The following is a 16,381-nucleotide window of genomic DNA, read 5'->3' on the forward strand; positions in this document are numbered from 1 at the left end:
CATCTGTATTTAGCTGGCGCTACGACATCTGAATCCGGGTATGACATTGGTTGTAGTGGCTAGATTGAAATGTCCGCTTTTGGCTACATAGAAATGTCCGCTTTTGTGCCGCGTAAGCTGTTCGGCCGCCGGGTGTCCGCCGCCGGAGGCTGCGATGGCTGCAACGGAGCGGATCACGATGACGATGCGCGAACTGGACCGGTTCAAGGTCATTCAGGACGTGGCGGATGGCAGGCTCAAGCCGTGGCGGGCGGCAGAACGGCTGGAATTGACGACGCGGCAGGTTCGTCGGCTGGTTGCCCGGCTTCGGGAGCATGGCGCGGCGGGATTGGTATCGGGACACCGATCGAAGCCCGGCAATCGTCGGCTGGATCCAGGAGCCGCCGACCGGGCGCTGACGATCATCCGCGATCGCTACGCCGATTTCGGGCCGACACTGGCCTGCGAGAAGCTTTGGGAATGCCACGGCATTCGGCTGGCCAAGGAGACGGTCAGGAAGCTGATGACGGAGGCTGGGCTGTGGATTCCGCGCCGGCAACGGCCGCCGAAGGTGTATCAGCCGCGAGCACGCCGGGCGTGTCTGGGCGAACTGATCCAGATCGACGGCAGCGACCATCGGTGGTTCGAGGAATCGACCTTCAGCTACTTCGAGGCGACGCGAATGTATATCGAGTGCCACGGCAAGCCGGGGGCGTTCTATAGCGACAAGTACAGCGTGTTCCGCAACGTAACGCCAGGCAAGACTACGTAGGAATACTTCGACTCAAATTTGACACTCAGTGTCGAATATGCTTGATCCCTGACGCCGGCGATCATTACTGGATCCCGTTGACGATATCAGGGGCTATATCGCTAACAAAGCCACTCGCAACCCGAGACAACATTTCCCAATTCCACGTTGGATTTTCCGATAATTTTTGGGTATAAACCGTTATGAGATCATCCAAAAATCCATCTGATTCGTTTGGGCTTGCGCCATAATACACGGCCGTTCCGTTGAATTTTGCCCCGACCATTGATGACAAAGTATTCCGATCATCGATGATATTTCCGGAATTATTCAAAATTCCATTGCTGTATACAATTTCATAAGGCGAGTCACACGTATCGTCCGTTTGCTGGGAAAATGCAACTGAAGAAAAGAGAGGCAGAATTACCAGAATTAATTTTTACATGGATCTCTCAATGTTTCCATGTAAATGTGCCCGGACATATTCTTCATTGCCACCGAATATGCTTGCCACCGCTCCTTTGTATTCAGCATCATCGAAAGAACGATTTGAGAATCGTCCATCCCGCTGCGCCCTATCAACTTGCTTATACAATCAAGAGATTTGAATACATTTGTCATATCCGCGACAGCTCGCTCACGGGTCCCGCCATTTATAATGAAATCTCGTTGAGACGCGGCGTAACGCATCATCGCGGCCCGTTGCGCCGGATCTTGATAATGGTTTTCGATATATTTTTCGACATCGTCACGGACGCCGGTGCCGGTCGAATCGATGCCGCCGACGGATGCCGAATGGTCAGTTGAGAGTTCAACCGGGGTAGTTCCTCTCACACTCGGATGTGGTGTGCGCGCTGCGGCTGTTTGTCCGAATGAGTGGAGGCGAGACGCCCCTTGCAAAGCAGATTCGGCGCTTGATGTCAGTAAAGCAGTCGATTGATTACTTCCACGCAAGTATGCGTAGGTGCATCCGATAACCAATCCCCCGACGGCTATCGCAATTACAAGATCCCTGGTTTTCATTTTTATCGGTCTCATGCTTATGATTGAGCTTTCAAGGCTATAGTTACTATCAATAGATTTGCAAGAGAATTGTGGGGCTATTCGAAGGTCGTCATTCTTCCCAGCGGGACGATGCAAACCGATTCGCCACGATGCAATCGACCCGTGCCCCTTCCCCGGACCATCGGTAACTGATGGCCGGGTTGTGCGGCAGTGGCCAGCCGGCACACTGTTGTTAAGATTGATCCCGACTTCGGAGGCAAATTGGGTGATGCCGCCCTGTTTACGTAACGATGCGTTATCGTCTGATGTGGTTGCAGTGGCTAGATTGACCGTCCGCTTTCGGGCCGCGTAAGCTGTCTGGCAGCTGTTGCTCCGATTGCCACAACCGTGAGCATCAATAGCGCGTACGCATGTCCGGCCTCGCGCCCCTGGCACAGTCGCGGTGTGCCGGCTGCTCCGAACGCATCGTTCGGCGACTCGTGCACAAATTTCAAAGTACGGAATACGTAAGCGTTAACCATTGATAGCGACCCGTGACGCCCGGAATAATCCGCCGTGACGGTCCCTCGGCGATGGTCTGCGACGGCTGCAATCGTTCGACATGCGCAGTTGGCGCCGCCGTCGTCTCTGGACGAAGACGCGCCGAACGATAGCCGATGACAGTTCGCGGCCGCCATTTGCGCCACGGCCACTTTCGCCGAAGCGTCAGCGTCCGCGACAGCCGGCGGCCAGCCGCCGAGCTACCGCGCCGCGCCAACTTGAACCTGTCCATGTAGCTCTGCGGCACGCCGGGTCATTACTTGCGGAAGCGACCGAGAGCACCAGGCCGCGGCTTCTCGCAGCCACACGCGCAGCCGTCATGAAAATCGCCACCTGGACCTTCAACCGGTGGCACCGTCAAAGATGGTTTCATCTGCTTTTCCAGCCCGGGTTTTTCATCCGATTCATTCCGGAGTCCAGGTGTCTCTTCACGTTCGTACCGGCGCCGCGCCCCACGCGCGCGCCCTTTCCCCCATCGTATCCGCGCGCGAGCAAATGCGCCCGACGCCGATGCCTGAGGCCGCGGCATCATGAAAATCACGCCCGCCCGCGCCCGCCTGTTCACGCTCAGGCATTTGCGCAGCGACCTACTGCCATGGGCGATCGCGCTATCGGTCGGTATCGACTACTTCGACAACACGATCTTTTCGTTCTTTACGAGCTATATCGCGGGCGGCCTCAATGCATCGCCGGACGAACTGGTGTGGTCGTCGACGGCCTATGCAACCGCTTCCGTGCTCGGCATCGTGCAACAGCAGTGGCTGATCGAGCGTCTCGGGTTCCGTCGCTACCTGAGCGGCTGTCTGCTGATGTTCGCGGCAGGATCGCTGGCCGCATCGCTTAGCGAATCGTCGCTTTCCCTCGCAATGGCGCGCGGCTTTCAGGGCTACTTCATCGGGCCGATGCTCGGCACCTGCCGCATCATGTTGCAAACCGGTTTCGCGCCACAAGATCGCGCAGGGGCCACGCGTATTTTCTTGATCATGATCCTGCTCGCGAGCGCGCTTGCGCCAATGGCGGGCGGTTATCTCGTTGCCTACTTCGACTGGCGCGCGCTATATACGTGTTCGACAGTCGGCGGCGCCGCGCTATCGGTATTTGCCTTCCTGGTGGTGCCGCACATCGGCAGGCGGCCGGTCGAGCGGCGCAGCGCCGCTCACCTATGGCCGTATCTCGTGTTCGCCATTGCACTGGGAGCGCTGCAGATTGTCGTACAGCAACTGCGTTTCGAAGTGTTCAGCACGACACCGCTGATGCCGCTGGTCACCGTTGCAGGGTTGACCGCGATCGGCTGGTTCGCCTGGCAACAGTGGCACCATCCGCGTCCGCTGGTGCGCCTGAATGCGCTGCGTGAGGGGCCTTTCCGCCAAGGGATGGTGCTCTATGCCTTCTACTACTTCATCAGCAATGCGATCAGCTTCCTGGTTTCGCGGTTGCTGCAAGGCGGCCTCGGCTATCCGGTCGAAAATGCCGGCCGTCTCGTCGGGATCACGTCGCTCGCAGCGATTCCGATGGCGATCGCGTATTTCCGGTACTCGCGTCTCATCAAGCGCAAATTGCTGATCGTCCCGGGCTTCATCATGGCGGCCGTGATCGGCATCTGGATGCTCAACCTGCCGCCTGACGTCAGCATGGGTTGGCTGCTGCCGCCGTTGGTCTTGCGCGGATTCCTGCTGATGTTCATCGCGCTGCCGACGGCGAGCGCCGCGTTTCAAATTTTCTCGAACGACGAATTCACGCACGGATACCGATTCAAGAATGTCGTCAAGCAGATGGCCTACTCGGTGTCGACCGCGACGTTCATCATCGTCGATCAGCATCGCACGGCCGTGCATCACACGCGTCTCGTCGAATTCGCAAACCCGTATAACGCGACGTTCCAGAACGCGCTTGAAACGATGACGCATGCGTTCGAGGCGCAAGGCCTCGACGAGAACGCGGCGCGAGGCCTGTCGCTCGGCCGACTGGCGATGATGGCCGCTCATCAGGCCAGTTTCCTGAGCGTGCTGGACGGCTTCGAGATGATAGTAGGCCTAGCGATCGTAGGCGGCGTAATCGCCTTGGTGCAGCGGCAAATCAGATGATCGATGCAGATCGCTTATACACATTGCCGGCGCGTTCTCAATCCCGCAGCATTTGAGCCGGCCGGAGCGTGACGGCGCAATCAACATCGAAAGCCGCCCGACATATGACGGCTTGCCGCTCAGTCCCACATCAAGCCATTGTCGACGTTGATTGACTGACCGGTAATGCTGCTCGACAAATCCGAGGCCAGAAACAGAACGGCGTCGGCTATGTCGCGCGGGCTGGCGAACCGGCCGAGCGCGGTTTCGTCCAGCATCTTGCGAAAACCGACCGGATTGGCTTTTTCCAGATCCTCCAGCAACGCGGTACGCGTGGCGCCAGGGCAAACCGCGTTCACCCGTATGCCGCTGCCGCCGAGTTCGTTCGCGGCCACACGCGACATCACGATGGCCGCGGCCTTGGAGGCAGCATAGGACGCATTCGAGGTGGCCTTCGCACCCTTGCCCGCAATCGACGCGATGTTGACGATCACGCCGCCACTCGCCTCGGCCATGTGACGCGCGAAACCCTGCATGGTGAAGAACAGTCCGCGCGTATTGACGTTCTGGATCCAGTCCCAATCCTCCGGCGTCAAGTCGAGCAGTTTGATCTTCCGCGTCACGCCTGCGTTGTTCACGAGCACATCGACCCGGCCATTTTCTGCAACGGCTCGGGCCGTCATCGCGGCGATCGATTCGAGGTTGCCGCTGTCGCAATGGAGGTAGCTCACCTTCCGGCCGCGGTCGATCAGTCGTGTTGTGAGTTCGTTGCCGCGCGCGTCGTCCACGTCGGTCAGGATCACATGCGCGCCCTCTTCCGCCAGACGTTCGGCGATGGCCGCGCCGATCCCGGACGCAGAGCCGGTCACCACTGCCGTTTTGTTCCTGATCAGCATCGTTTCTTCTCCCTTCGTTGAAACCGGGCGGTTTTTACGTGGATGGTGTTCTTGCACGAGATCGCTCGTCGTCATTCGATCGTTAGGGTGGGCGACCGTCTCGATCCGTCACACGGAATGAAATCCGCACAGTTTGTTGCCGTCCGGATCGCGCATATACGCCAGATAAAGCTGTCCTACCGGCGTGTCCCGGACTCCCGGGGGATCCTCGCAGGTCGTTCCACCGTTGGCCATGCCCGCTGCGTGCCATGCATCGACCTTCTCCCGGCTGTCGATACGAAATCCAATCGTTCCGCCATTGGCACCATGTGCCGGCTTGCCATTCAGCGGTATGGCGATGGTCAGTAACGTATCGCCGTGCGTATAGTAGATGCGAGGCGAATTGAAATTGATCGTTATCGCAGGTCCAATGCCGAGCACTCCCATCACGGCATCGTAGAATTTCCTCGAGCGCTCCAGATCGTTGCTGCCCAGGTTCACATGACTGAACATGTCACTTTCCTCAGTATCGATGGACCAGGTTCAAGAGATCATCTGATGGGCCTTCTTGATGCCAGCCCCGGCGGCAAGGAATCCACCATCGACAGCCAGGCATTGCCCAGTGATGTAAAGCGATTTTTCAGAGGCTAGATACGCGACTGCATTTGCAACTTCGTCGGGTTCGGCCATGCGATTGAATGGAATGTCCTCGAGGTACGCTTCGAAGTCTTCCATCGACAGCTGTTTGCGCACCATGTCGCTATTGACCGGACCCGGGGCGACTGCGTTGCAACGCACGCCCAACGGCGCATATTCCAACGCCGTTTGTCGCGTAAGCTGAATGAGGCCCGCCTTCGACGCGCCATAGGCAACCCGGCCGAAACCTGCCCGGAGTCCCGCGATGGATGCAATGTTGACGATGGCGCCGTGCCCGCTGCGCACCAAAAGGTCGGTTGCGAGTTGCGTCAGAACCAATGGTGCGGTCAGATTGAGTTCCAGTATCCGGTTCCAGTCCTCCAGCTGCATTTCACGCACCAAGGACAGCTTGGCCGTGCCTGCATTGTTGACCAGCACCGACAGTTCCGTCAGCCCGGCAAAATAGGCGCGACAGGCCGCGAAATCCGTCACGTCCAGCACATCGGTCCGTATCCCTTCGGGCGGGACGAAACCCTCAAGCGCCTCTTGTCGATCGAGGATGATCACGTTCCATTCGTCGTTCCTGAGACCTTTCGAAATTGCCAGACCGAGAACGCCGGCGCCTCCGGTCACGATTGCGGTTCCTTTGCTCATTGTCTGCCCTTCAGAGAATTCGTATATCGAGCCAGTCATGTCCGCCGGGTGAGTGGCATATATGCCGTTCATGGCAAGGATCGCTACCCCCTGCCGTCGCGATGCCACGTCTACGCGGGTAGTCAGGCAGGCGGGGAGCGTCGGTCAATAAATCGTGACGCCGCTATCCACGGGAATGATCTGCCCGGTCGTATGTCGTGACTCGTCGGAAGCCAGATAGACCGCCACATGGGCCATATCGATGGGCTCACACGGCCCCAGCAGGCACTGGTCCGCCAGCTTGCGCAACTCCTCCCGCTCATCCACCAGATGACGCACGCGCTCCGACAGCGTCAGTCCCGGTGCGATCGCATTCACGCGGATGCGATCGCGCGCATACTCCGGCGCCATTGAACGCGTCAGTGCATGAACGCCGCCCTTCGCCGCCGTATAGCAATCGCGATCGGTGAGCGCCATCAGTGCGACCATCGACGAGAAGTTGATGACCGAACCGCCACCCGCTCGTTGCAGATAGGGAATGCCGTATTTACAGACCAGGAACGTACCGAAGAGATCCAGTTTGATCGCCCGCCAGAACTCTTCCTCCGATGCATCGGTCACGCGCGCGTCATGCGGCGTAGATCCGCCAGCGGTATTGCACAGCACGTCGATCTTTCCGAACGCCTCTGCGGCACGCGCCAAGCCGGCGCGGACGCTCTCCTTGTCGGTGACGTCGAGCCTCAGCGGGATGGTCCGTTCCGCGCCACCGCTCGCTTCGGTGGCCGCTTGGGCAAGATCCAGATGAATATCGCCGGCCAGTACGCACGCGCCTTCGGCGATGAACTGCTTGCAGATGGCGGCGCCGATGCCACCGCCCGCACCGGTCACGAATGCAATCTTGCCGTCAAGCCTTCCCATTTCACGTCTCCTTCATGTTGTTCGGACGATTCCCGTCTGAGCGCCGATCGCGATAGCCGATCCGTTCGCGCACACGCATGTACCGTATGCAGCATCAATAGGTCGTCGAGTTCGTGATTCTCGACAGGCCGCCCTCGCGCTTGCGATACCCGGGCGGCCGTCGGACCGCTCAGCGATGATGTCGTTACGCCTGATGTTCGACCGTTGCGTTTAGCGACTCGGTATTGCGCTCTTCCGCGCCCGTCAGCACAAACCCTGTATAGCCGGACGCCGCGACTGCGTCGCATTTTTTCCGGTAGGTGCCGTGCCCGCCCAGATACGGCAGGAACACCTGCGGCTTGCCCGGCACGTTCGCGCCGACATACCAGGAGTTCGCCTTCAGATAGAGCGTCTTCGACACGACGTCCTGGACGTGCTGCATCCAGCCCTCTTCCGCCTCCGGGTCGGCGTCGATCCGCACGATGCCTGCGTCGCGCAAATCGGCCATGCAACGCGCGATCCAGTCGACGTGCTGCTCGATGCTCATCGACATGTTCGCGAGCGGCCCCGGGCTGCCGGGCCCGGTCACCGTGAACAGGTTCGGAAAGCCGCTTGTCATCAGGCCAAGATAGGTCTTCGCACCGGCCGCCCACTTGTCGTTCAGTCTGACGCCGCTCACGCCACGCACGTCGATATGCGTGAGTGCGCCCGTCAGTGCGTCGTAGCCGGTCGCGTAGATCAGCACATCGAGTTCGTGCAGGTCGTCGCTCGTCACGATGCCCTCCGGCACCACGCGCTCGATCGGCGTCGCCTTCAGGTCGACGAGCGTCACATCGTCGCGGTTGTAGACGCTGTAGTAGGTATCGCCGAGACACGGGCGTTTCGTGCCGAACGGGAACCCGCGCGGCATCAGTTTCTCGGCAGTCACCGGGTCCTTCACCGTCTCGCGGATCTTGCCGCGAATGAACTCGGCCACGGTTTCGTTGGCGGCCTCGTTCGACAGAATGTCGCCGTAGCACATACGAAAGCCGAGCAGCTGGCTGTTTTCCCACGCGTTTTCATATTTCCGCTTGCGCTCGTCGGGCGTGGCGTCGAGCGCGGACTCGACCGGGAACGGCACGGCGATGCCGAAGCGCGTGAGGCGGCTGATCTCGCGCCGTTCAGCGTAAGTCGCCCGCACGCGGGCGCGCATTTCGGGCGTCAGCGGATGATTCTTCGCCGGCACGACATAGACGGCCGTGCGCTGAAACACGGTCAGGTGTTTGCACTTGCCGGCAAGTGCCTGAATCACCTGGATACCCGACGAGCCGGTGCCGATGACGCCGACCCGCTTGTTGCTGAAATCGACTTCGTGGTGCGGCCAGCGGCCGGTGTGATGACTTTCGCCCGCGAACGTCTCGATTCCCGCAATCTCGGGCGGCTTCGGCACCGACAACACGCCGGTCGCCGGTACGAAGAAACGTGCACGCGTGACCTTTCCATCCGACGTCGTCACGTTCCAGAGATTCAGTTTTTCATCGAATACGGCGGACTCGACACGCGTATTGAAGCGTATGTGCCGACGCAGGTCGAAGCGATCGGCCACGTGATTCAGGTATCGCATGAGCTCCGCAGCGGTCGGATAGCGCTCGGGCCAGTCCCACTCGTCCTGAAGCTCCGCGGAAAACGAATAGGAGTAGTCCCAGCACTCGAGATCCACCCGCGCGCCTGGATAGCGATTCCAGTACCACGTTCCGCCGCCGCCGTCTCCCGATTCGAATGCCTGGATGCGAAAGCCGGCATCGGTGAGCCGCTTGATCGCATAGAGTCCGCCAAAGCCGGCGCCGACAATGACGGCGTCCAGCACTTCCGAGTTCTGGTTCATTGGGTTGTCTCCTGAAGATTGGTGCTTGTCAGGAACCTATTGAATGACCGCACGCCGGTCCGCATCAATTGCGGCAGCGATGCCTTCCCGTACATTGAAATCGGCGCCGACACCGCGTTCGTGCGTGCCGATGTCGGGACCGACGTGCTGTGCGTTCAGGCAGATCGGCATGTCGGGTCGCACGATCCGTGGGAGATTTCAAAGTACGGCAGACGCGCATCGCGCGAATTGACGCGAGACAGGCAGGCTCTTCATCGTTGAGGCAGGAAAACGAAAGGAGCGCAACGCCATGTCTGCCGCCATGCAACGCCTGATCGAGAAGGACCTGATCCGGGACGTGATGCTTCGTTACGCGCGCGGCGTCGACCGCCGCGACTGGGAGCTCGTCCGCTCCGCGTTCTTCGAGGATTGCCACGACGACCATGCCGACTTCAAGGGCACCCGCGACGCGTTCATCGCGTGGGTCAGGGAGCGGCACGATGCGCCGAGCCTGCTGACGTCCACGCACTTCCTCGGCAACTGTCTCGTGGAATTCGCGTCCGATAGCATCGCCGCCGTCGAAACGTATTTCGTCGCGCGGCTGGAGCTCGCGCCGCAGGCGAGCGAACATCGGTCGATGCTCGACGCGAAACACGCCGATAGCACGCACAACAGCCGGGTCCAGGTATTCGGCCGCTATGTCGACCGCTTCGAGAAGCGCAACGACGAGTGGCGCATCGCGCGTCGCCGAACGGTGTTCGATGCGATCGAGTCGCATCTCGTCGATGCCGCAGACAACAAGCTCAATCCGACATGGCTGCTCGGCAGCCGAGATCAGCGCGATCCGGTGTTCGCGCTACGAGCCGAGGTCGGGTTGAACTGACTCGTCGGGCGCACTGCCGAGCGCTTTTGCGGGCAGGCAATGCATCGGCAGACGCGCTCACTGAGACATCACATGCACTGCTCGACTGCGTCAAGGAGTCGACCGCTTACTCGTAACGGCGCCACGCCGCATCGCGCCGCTGAAAAGTCGCCATCATGAGCCTCGATACCGAAACCCGCGCCTTCATGGACAAGCTCGCCGCGACGGCGTCGAAACCCCGTCATTTGATGACACCGGAAGAGGCGCGCACCGCGTTTGCGCGAATCAGCACGATCCTGTCCGCGGGCGCCGACGTGCGTGCCACCATTCCGCTCGATGTCCCGGTCGACGGCGGCACGCTCCGCGCGCGCTTGTTTGTACCGGACGAACGGCCGCAAGCGTTGCTCGTGTATTTTCACGGCGGCGGCTGGGTCGTTGGCGGCATCGAGGAATTCACGCCGCTTTGCCGCGAAATCGCGGTCGGTGCAGATGTTGCGGTCGCGCTCGTCGAATACCGGAAAGCGCCGGAACATCCGTTTCCGCGGCCGGTGCTCGATGCATGGCAGGCCACGCAATGGCTGGTCGCCGAGCAGGCCGCCCTGCTTGGTACGACGCTGCCGGTGCTCGTTGGTGGGGATAGCGCGGGGGCGAACCTCGCGATTGCGGTGACGCTGCTCGCGCGACGCGAACGAGCTGTGTCGTTCGCCGGCCAGCTGCTCGTCTATCCGGTGACCGATTGCGTATTCGATCGGCCTTCATATGTCTCGCCCGACAATCAACTGCTGACCAACCGCGACGCGATGACGTGGTACTGGACGCACTATGCGCCGACCGATGAGGCTCGGCACTCCAGTCTCGCGTCGCCGCTCAGGGAAGCAGACCTGTCGGCCCTGCCGGAGGCGATCGTCGTCACCGCGGAGCACGACGTGTTGCGCGACGAAGGGGAAGCTTACGCGCTGCGTCTCGAGGAGGCCGGGGTGCCGGTTCATCATCTTCGCGCGCACGGGCAGATGCACGGCTTTCTTATGATGATTGGCATTCTGCCCGGAAGCCGTATCGGATTGGAATTCATCAGTGACCGGCTCCGCCGCGTCGTCGCGCACGCGTCGCGCTGATCCGCGACATTGCACCAGCCGTCTGATCTCGGGCACGTCCCGACTCCATGGTTCGCGCGATGGTAGTACGATCCGCATGGACGCGCGCACGCGCGTCGGACCAAATATGATCCGCCATCGAGAAAACAGACGGAGACACGCATGCAACCCGGTAGATCCTTGCCGACGCACGTCGACACGAGGTCCGGCAATGGCCCGCATGGCGTCGACACCGCGTGGCCGAAATTGCCTCGTGGCGAACGCGCGCCGAGCAACGCGATGGTGACCCCACTCGCGCGCGGGCTGGCGATCCTGTCGGCGTTCGCCCCGGACAAGGCCTGGCTCGGCAACCTGGAAATCGCGCAAGCAACCGGCATTCCGCCGCCGACGGTGCTGCGCCTGCTTCGCTCGCTCGTCGCACTGGGCTACCTGCACCACGACAAGAGCAGCCGGAAATATGCGCTCGCGGCCGCGTCGCTCGCGCTCGGCTACGCGGCCGTCATCGACCCGAACCTTCAGCGCCTCGCCAGCAGCGAAATGCGGAAAGTGGCCGAGGCGACCGATACCTACGTGCTGCTCGGCACGCGCGACCGTCTCGACATCCTGATCCTCGACACCCAGATCGGGAGTCGCACCGTGCTCGATCTGCGGCTGCGGCCCGGCATGCGCATGCATATCGCGTATTCGCTGATGGGATGGGCATTGCTGGCCGCCCTGCCCGAAGCGGAATGCAGCTACTTGCAGCGCGAGCTCGAGCAGCGTGCCGACGACAACTGGCCCACCATCGGACGCCGCATGGTCGAAAAAGTCGCGCAGGTGCGCGAACTGGGATTCGGCATGTTGCACGGCGACTGGGAACCGGAACTCGCGTGTGTCGCCGCGCCCGTATCGCTTCCCAATCGCCCGCCACTGGTGCTCGGCTGCGTCGGCCGCACAGCGCGCCTCGCGCAGGCGAGGCTCGAACGCGAACTCGGCCCGCGGCTCGTCGCGATCGCGCAGACGCTTCGCGAGCGCGCGCCGCTCGGTGTCTGAAAACAAGGGATCGCGATGGCGACGCAACCCGATCGTTCAGGAGCCCCAATGCCCGAAGCCACTCATGTCACGCTGACGCTCGATCGCGGCCTGCAGATATTGCGCGCGTTTCACGCGGAGCGGGCACCGCTGACCAATGGAGAACTGGCGCAGCGCGCGGGAATGTCCCGATCGGCCGTTTCGCGTTTGACCTCTACGCTGATCCATCTGGGATACATTCGTCGCGTCGCGGGCGGCGCGCGATTCGAGCTCGCGACGGGCGTGTTCGGCATCGGTTACGCCTACCTCGAAACCAATCCTGTCACGCGACTCGCGAACCCGCTGATGCAGCGGCTCGCCGATCAGTTGAACGTGTCGGTCGCACTCGCCGCACCCGATGGGCTCGACATGCTGTATATCGCCCATCGGACGAGCGCAGGCATCGCCACGCTGCGGCTCGGCGTCGGTTCGTTACTGCCGATGGGCTGCACGGCGATCGGGCGGGCGTGGCTCTGGACGCTGCCGCAACCGGAACGGCAACAGTACGTCGCGCGGCTGCTCGAAGCTGCCGGTCCGCAGCGAGAAGCGATGCGAACCGGCATCGACAACGCGTTCGATGATCTCGACACGAACGGCGTATGCATGTCATTCGGCGAGTTCCAGCGTCACGCGTATGGCATCGCGCTGCCGATCAGCATCGGCCACGCCGCCACACCGATGTCGCTGAGTTGCGGCGCGATCCGGTTCGAACCGGATATCGGCGCCGTCAGGCAGCGCATCGTGCCGGCGCTCAAACAAGCCGCACACGAACTCGAGATCGTGCTTCGCGACGTTCGCTTCGAACCGTGATGGCATGCAGGCGTCGCGCTACCGCGACTCAAGCGGTCCGCCCTCGCACGCGCGTGCCGCCCTGCTCCGCGACGAACGTCAGAATCGAAGTAAAGTCCTCCGCCTCGTGCCCCGCTTCGTATGCCGCATGCCAGACATCGCGCGCGCGGTCGATGGTCGGCGTCGCGATATTCAGCAGACGCGCTTCGTTGAATCCGAGCGACATGTCCTTTTCGATGATGGCCAGCGCTGCGCCATAGTCGAACCGACCCGACACGGCGCGGCTCAGCATCTTCGAGCCGGCAAAGCTCTGCGCCGTACCCGCATCCAGTAGTCGCATCATCATGTCCGCGTCCAGGCCGGCCTTCGCGCCCATCGCGAGCCCTTCCGAGCAGACGACGAGATTGGTCGCCATGATGATGTTGTTGACGATCTTCATGACCTGCGCCATGCCTGCGCGTTCACCCATCACGAACACGGCTTTCCCGATCAGCGACAGCAGCGGCATGACCTGCCCGACCGCGGCTGGTGCGCCGGCGGCGAGCATCGCGAGCGTGCCGGCCCGCGCAGCCGGGGCGCCTCCCGAGATCGGTGCATCGACGATGTCGATCCCTTTCTCGGCCAGCCCGGTGCCGATTCGTTCGATCATGTCTTGACCGATCGTCGACATCTCCGCGTACACGCGAATCGCTTTGCCATGCACGACGCCGTCCGCGCCGAGGCCGACCGCGAGCGACACATCGCGATTCGGCAGGCACGCAAAGACGATGCTGGCCGCATCGGCGACCTCGCGTGGCGAATTATGGATGACCGCGCCGCCTTCGATAAAGGGCTGGAGGGCCGCAGGCGACGGATCGTAGACATGCAGGCGGAACGATTGTCCGAGCAAGCGCTCGGCCATCGGGCCGCCCATCTGTCCGAGGCCCAAAAAGCCGATATGTTTCAAGGTTTCCATTCGAAATTCCGGATCGGTTCATCAAACAGGCGAGACGTGTCAACGCGCCATCGCATCGCTTATCCAGGCCGCAGCCGCCCTCAGCGCTTCCTGTGCGGCCGCGCATGCGAGGCCCATCCGAAAGAAGCCGTGGATCATGCCCTCGTAGTGCCGCAACGTGACGGGCACGCCGGCGTCGAACAGGCGATTCGCGTAGGCGTCGCCTTCGTCGCGCAGCGGATCGAAACCGGCCGTCACCACGAGGGCGCGCGGCAATCCCGCGAGCGACTTCGCGCGCAGCGGGCACGCATGCGGATGAAACGCGTCCTGCTCGTTCTCGACGTAGTGGCGCCAGAACCACACCATCGCCGCGCGCGTGAGCACATAGCCGGACTGGTTCTCGACGTAGGAACGCGTAGGCGGCGTGTGATAGTCGGTCACCGGGTAGACCAGCACCTGCGCGCATAGTGGAGGGCCGCCTTCGTCGCGGATTCGCAGCGCCGTCACGGCGGCGAGGTTGCCGCCCGCGCTGTCGCCGGCCACGACCAGGCGCGACGCGTCGAGCGACAGCAGGGGGGCGTGCTGCGCGATCCAGCACACGGCATCGAAGCAATCGTTGACCGCGGCGGGAAAGCGATGCTCGGGTGCAAGCCGGTAGTCGACCGCAATCACGGCGGCGCCGCTTCCCGCGCAGAGGTCGCGGCACACGTGATCGTGCGTATCGAGATTGCCGATCACGAAACCGCCGCCGTGAAAGAACACGGTCACGCCGTCACTTTTTCTCTCCACCGGCCGGTACAGGCGCGCCGCGAGCATTCGCCCTTCGAGCGGTATGTCGAAATCGACGGTCTCGCCCACGACCGTGCGCCGGTCGAGCGGCGGATACGCAAGCCCCTCGCGGAGCGCCTCGACGGACAGGCTCTCCATCGGCGGCGCCGATTCGAGGCTTTTCAGCATCGTCGCAATGTCGGGATCCAGCGCCATGCGCGTTACTCCGCGGCGCGCGAGGCCGTTACAGGGCCCGGCGTGACGCGATATTCGACATCGATGCCGAAATCGTCTCGACGATTCGATCGCAAGCTGTTGAAAAGGGGCATGAGTCGTCTCCATAGTGGTCTCCGTCGCGCGTCGATCGTGCGCATGGAACGATTGAGATTGCGCCAACCGCGCCGATCGGAACGACGCCGACAGGTGCGTGTAAAGCGTGCAGGCGTGTCGGGGGCCGGTCAATTTTGGCGAGCGGTCATTTCCGTACAACGGAACCCGGCTTCCGAGCGAGATCGGGCGCGCAACGGACGCAGCCGCTTCGTCCGCCCGCACCTCGGCAATCGTCGCATCCAAATAGTCAGGCTCGCGGCTGAATCGCGGCTGGGACAGCACTTCGTCTCGAACCGACCATGCGGATACAAGGAACAAGGTCCGCGCGCACCGCCGCATCGACGATCGCCGGAAGCCAGCCGGGCAATCGATACAGGAAGATTTTCAACGTACGGAAGGCTCGAACGAAACCGATTCACGCACGGCAAGTCGGCCCTTATCCTGCTTTCGCGGCCCATCTTCGGCGCCGAATCTCAGGTAGACGACCATCATGAGCGATCCCGTCTCACTCAAGGCCCGGTTCGAACGACTTCACGGCTTCTGGAACGACGCCCTCGATATCGGTCTGAACGAGGATCCCGCGTTCTTCGACCGTTATCTGTCCATGGCGGAAGTCGCGCTGGGCTCGCCGCACCTGGAGCCGAAGATCCAGCATTTCGTCCTGATCGCCGCGAACGCAAGCGTCACGCATCTGAACGCCGAGGCCGTCGGGCAGCACATCGACGCTGCCGTCAAACATGGCGCCACCCGAGCCGAACTGCGCGAGGTGCTACAGATCGCCTCCGTGCTCGGGATCCATGCGTACATGGTCGGTGTGCCGATCCTGCTCGACGAACTCGCCGCCGCCGGTGAATCGGTCGATGCCGCGTTCCCGCTCGACAGTGCGTTCGACAAAGTACGCACCGAGTTCTGCGAGCGTCGTGGCTACTGGAGCGACGAACTGCAAGGCATGGTACGCAGCTCGCCCGCATTCTTCGACGGCTATACGGCCTTTTCGTCGGCGCCGTGGCAGACCGCATCGCTACCGCCCGTCGTCAAGGAGCTGTTGTATGTGGCAATCGACGTATCGACGACGCACCTGTTCGAACCGGGCGTCCGCATTCATATGCGCAACGCGCTTCGCTACGGCGCGACGCCGGCACAAGTGCTGCAGGTCATGCAAATCGTCAGCTGTATCGGGATGCAGAGCTTTCTGCTCGGCGCACCGCATTTGAGATCGGCGACGCCCTGACCACGCGTTCATGGCCGTATGCACGGCCGCTTCCCTGCTTCGGCGCACGCGTCGCTCCTTACTCATTCGACACATCGTGAGATTTTCGACGAAACCCTCGC

Annotated in this window: 15 protein-coding genes and 1 pseudogene; 8 read left to right on the forward strand and 8 right to left on the reverse strand. The window is 61.8% G+C overall.

Going from position 1 to position 16,381, the window contains the following annotated elements; genetic code table 11:
• Positions 1–154: 154 nt before the first annotated feature.
• Positions 155–724 (forward strand): annotated as a pseudogene (locus HWX09_RS07705) (helix-turn-helix domain-containing protein); the annotation flags it as partial.
• Positions 725–1,162: 438 nt separating this feature from the next.
• Here the strand turns inward: HWX09_RS07705 and HWX09_RS07710 are convergent.
• On the reverse strand, positions 1,163–1,753 hold the full coding sequence (locus tag HWX09_RS07710; RefSeq protein ID WP_143751691.1) for a hypothetical protein: 591 nt from the start codon (positions 1,751–1,753) through the stop codon (positions 1,163–1,165).
• A 1,052-nt stretch (positions 1,754–2,805) separates the two neighbouring features.
• On the opposite strand from HWX09_RS07710, the gene HWX09_RS07715 reads away from it, so the two are divergent.
• Positions 2,806–4,359, forward strand: coding sequence for an MFS transporter (locus HWX09_RS07715; protein ID WP_027785875.1), 1,554 nt, complete (start codon positions 2,806–2,808; stop codon positions 4,357–4,359).
• A 119-nt stretch (positions 4,360–4,478) separates the two neighbouring features.
• Here the strand turns inward: HWX09_RS07715 and HWX09_RS07720 are convergent, their stop codons facing one another.
• The 5 genes from HWX09_RS07720 to HWX09_RS07740 all read right to left on the reverse strand — a co-directional run bounded on the left by HWX09_RS07720 (position 4,479) and on the right by HWX09_RS07740 (position 9,243).
• On the reverse strand, positions 4,479–5,309 hold the full coding sequence (locus tag HWX09_RS07720) for a glucose 1-dehydrogenase (RefSeq protein ID WP_080681399.1): 831 nt from the start codon (positions 5,307–5,309) through the stop codon (positions 4,479–4,481).
• 33 nt (positions 5,310–5,342) lie between these two features.
• A complete protein-coding gene (locus HWX09_RS07725) occupies positions 5,343–5,726 on the reverse strand; it encodes a VOC family protein (RefSeq protein WP_027785873.1) in 384 nt (127 codons plus the stop codon).
• Positions 5,727–5,756: 30 nt separating this feature from the next.
• Positions 5,757–6,503 (reverse strand): SDR family oxidoreductase, encoded by a 747-nt coding sequence (locus HWX09_RS07730; protein ID WP_027785872.1) that lies wholly within the window; start codon positions 6,501–6,503, stop codon positions 5,757–5,759.
• A gap of 144 nt (positions 6,504–6,647) precedes the next feature.
• A complete protein-coding gene (locus tag HWX09_RS07735; protein ID WP_027785871.1) occupies positions 6,648–7,400 on the reverse strand; it encodes an SDR family oxidoreductase in 753 nt (250 codons plus the stop codon).
• A 184-nt stretch (positions 7,401–7,584) separates the two neighbouring features.
• Positions 7,585–9,243, reverse strand: coding sequence for an NAD(P)/FAD-dependent oxidoreductase (locus tag HWX09_RS07740; protein ID WP_034185495.1), 1,659 nt, complete (start codon positions 9,241–9,243; stop codon positions 7,585–7,587).
• Positions 9,244–9,282: 39 nt separating this feature from the next.
• Between HWX09_RS07740 and HWX09_RS07745 the strand changes: the two genes are divergently transcribed.
• From HWX09_RS07745 to HWX09_RS07765, 5 genes are all read left to right on the forward strand, one after another.
• Complete coding sequence (locus tag HWX09_RS07745) at positions 9,283–9,504, forward strand: hypothetical protein (protein WP_143751690.1); 222 nt, start codon at positions 9,283–9,285, stop codon at positions 9,502–9,504.
• 28 nt (positions 9,505–9,532) lie between these two features.
• The gene (locus HWX09_RS07750; protein WP_027785870.1) at positions 9,533–10,105 is read left to right on the forward strand and encodes a nuclear transport factor 2 family protein; all 573 of its coding nucleotides are present in this window, start codon (positions 9,533–9,535) and stop codon (positions 10,103–10,105) included.
• Positions 10,106–10,260: 155 nt separating this feature from the next.
• Complete coding sequence (locus HWX09_RS07755; protein WP_027785869.1) at positions 10,261–11,199, forward strand: alpha/beta hydrolase; 939 nt, start codon at positions 10,261–10,263, stop codon at positions 11,197–11,199.
• Between the two features lie 258 nt (positions 11,200–11,457).
• On the forward strand, positions 11,458–12,210 hold the full coding sequence (locus HWX09_RS07760) for a helix-turn-helix domain-containing protein (protein ID WP_063831218.1): 753 nt from the start codon (positions 11,458–11,460) through the stop codon (positions 12,208–12,210).
• A gap of 48 nt (positions 12,211–12,258) precedes the next feature.
• Positions 12,259–13,038, forward strand: a complete 780-nt coding sequence (locus tag HWX09_RS07765; protein ID WP_051421424.1) for an IclR family transcriptional regulator — start codon at positions 12,259–12,261, stop codon at positions 13,036–13,038.
• 28 nt (positions 13,039–13,066) lie between these two features.
• On the opposite strand, the gene HWX09_RS07770 is transcribed toward HWX09_RS07765, so the two are convergent.
• Together HWX09_RS07770 and HWX09_RS07775 are read right to left on the reverse strand one after the other, a co-directional pair.
• Positions 13,067–13,972 carry an NAD(P)-dependent oxidoreductase gene (locus HWX09_RS07770; RefSeq protein ID WP_027785866.1) on the reverse strand — a complete coding sequence of 302 codons (906 nt, stop codon included), beginning with the start codon at positions 13,970–13,972 and terminating at the stop codon, positions 13,067–13,069.
• A gap of 39 nt (positions 13,973–14,011) precedes the next feature.
• Positions 14,012–14,935, reverse strand: coding sequence for an alpha/beta hydrolase (locus HWX09_RS07775; protein WP_027785865.1), 924 nt, complete (start codon positions 14,933–14,935; stop codon positions 14,012–14,014).
• Positions 14,936–15,539: 604 nt separating this feature from the next.
• Here HWX09_RS07775 and HWX09_RS07780 point away from each other — a divergent pair.
• Complete coding sequence (locus tag HWX09_RS07780; protein WP_027785864.1) at positions 15,540–16,280, forward strand: carboxymuconolactone decarboxylase family protein; 741 nt, start codon at positions 15,540–15,542, stop codon at positions 16,278–16,280.
• Positions 16,281–16,381 lie beyond the last annotated feature (101 nt).

The sequence above is a fragment of the Burkholderia sp. BCC1208 genome, assembly GCF_902833095.1.
Lineage (GTDB): Bacteria > Pseudomonadota > Gammaproteobacteria > Burkholderiales > Burkholderiaceae > Burkholderia.

Coding starts and splice junctions, on each gene's coding strand:
- HWX09_RS07710 (WP_143751691.1), bottom strand. CDS start 1,753: ATGAAAACCAGGGATCTTGTAATTGCGATAGCCGTCGGGGGATTGGTT.
- HWX09_RS07715 (WP_027785875.1), top strand. CDS start 2,806: ATGAAAATCACGCCCGCCCGCGCCCGCCTGTTCACGCTCAGGCATTTG.
- HWX09_RS07720 (WP_080681399.1), bottom strand. CDS start 5,309: ATGACGACGAGCGATCTCGTGCAAGAACACCATCCACGTAAAAACCGC.
- HWX09_RS07725 (WP_027785873.1), bottom strand. CDS start 5,726: ATGTTCAGTCATGTGAACCTGGGCAGCAACGATCTGGAGCGCTCGAGG.
- HWX09_RS07730 (WP_027785872.1), bottom strand. CDS start 6,503: ATGAGCAAAGGAACCGCAATCGTGACCGGAGGCGCCGGCGTTCTCGGT.
- HWX09_RS07735 (WP_027785871.1), bottom strand. CDS start 7,400: ATGGGAAGGCTTGACGGCAAGATTGCATTCGTGACCGGTGCGGGCGGT.
- HWX09_RS07740 (WP_034185495.1), bottom strand. CDS start 9,243: ATGAACCAGAACTCGGAAGTGCTGGACGCCGTCATTGTCGGCGCCGGC.
- HWX09_RS07750 (WP_027785870.1), top strand. CDS start 9,533: ATGTCTGCCGCCATGCAACGCCTGATCGAGAAGGACCTGATCCGGGAC.
- HWX09_RS07755 (WP_027785869.1), top strand. CDS start 10,261: ATGAGCCTCGATACCGAAACCCGCGCCTTCATGGACAAGCTCGCCGCG.
- HWX09_RS07760 (WP_063831218.1), top strand. CDS start 11,458: ATGGTGACCCCACTCGCGCGCGGGCTGGCGATCCTGTCGGCGTTCGCC.
- HWX09_RS07765 (WP_051421424.1), top strand. CDS start 12,259: ATGCCCGAAGCCACTCATGTCACGCTGACGCTCGATCGCGGCCTGCAG.
- HWX09_RS07770 (WP_027785866.1), bottom strand. CDS start 13,972: ATGGAAACCTTGAAACATATCGGCTTTTTGGGCCTCGGACAGATGGGC.
- HWX09_RS07775 (WP_027785865.1), bottom strand. CDS start 14,935: ATGGCGCTGGATCCCGACATTGCGACGATGCTGAAAAGCCTCGAATCG.
- HWX09_RS07780 (WP_027785864.1), top strand. CDS start 15,540: ATGAGCGATCCCGTCTCACTCAAGGCCCGGTTCGAACGACTTCACGGC.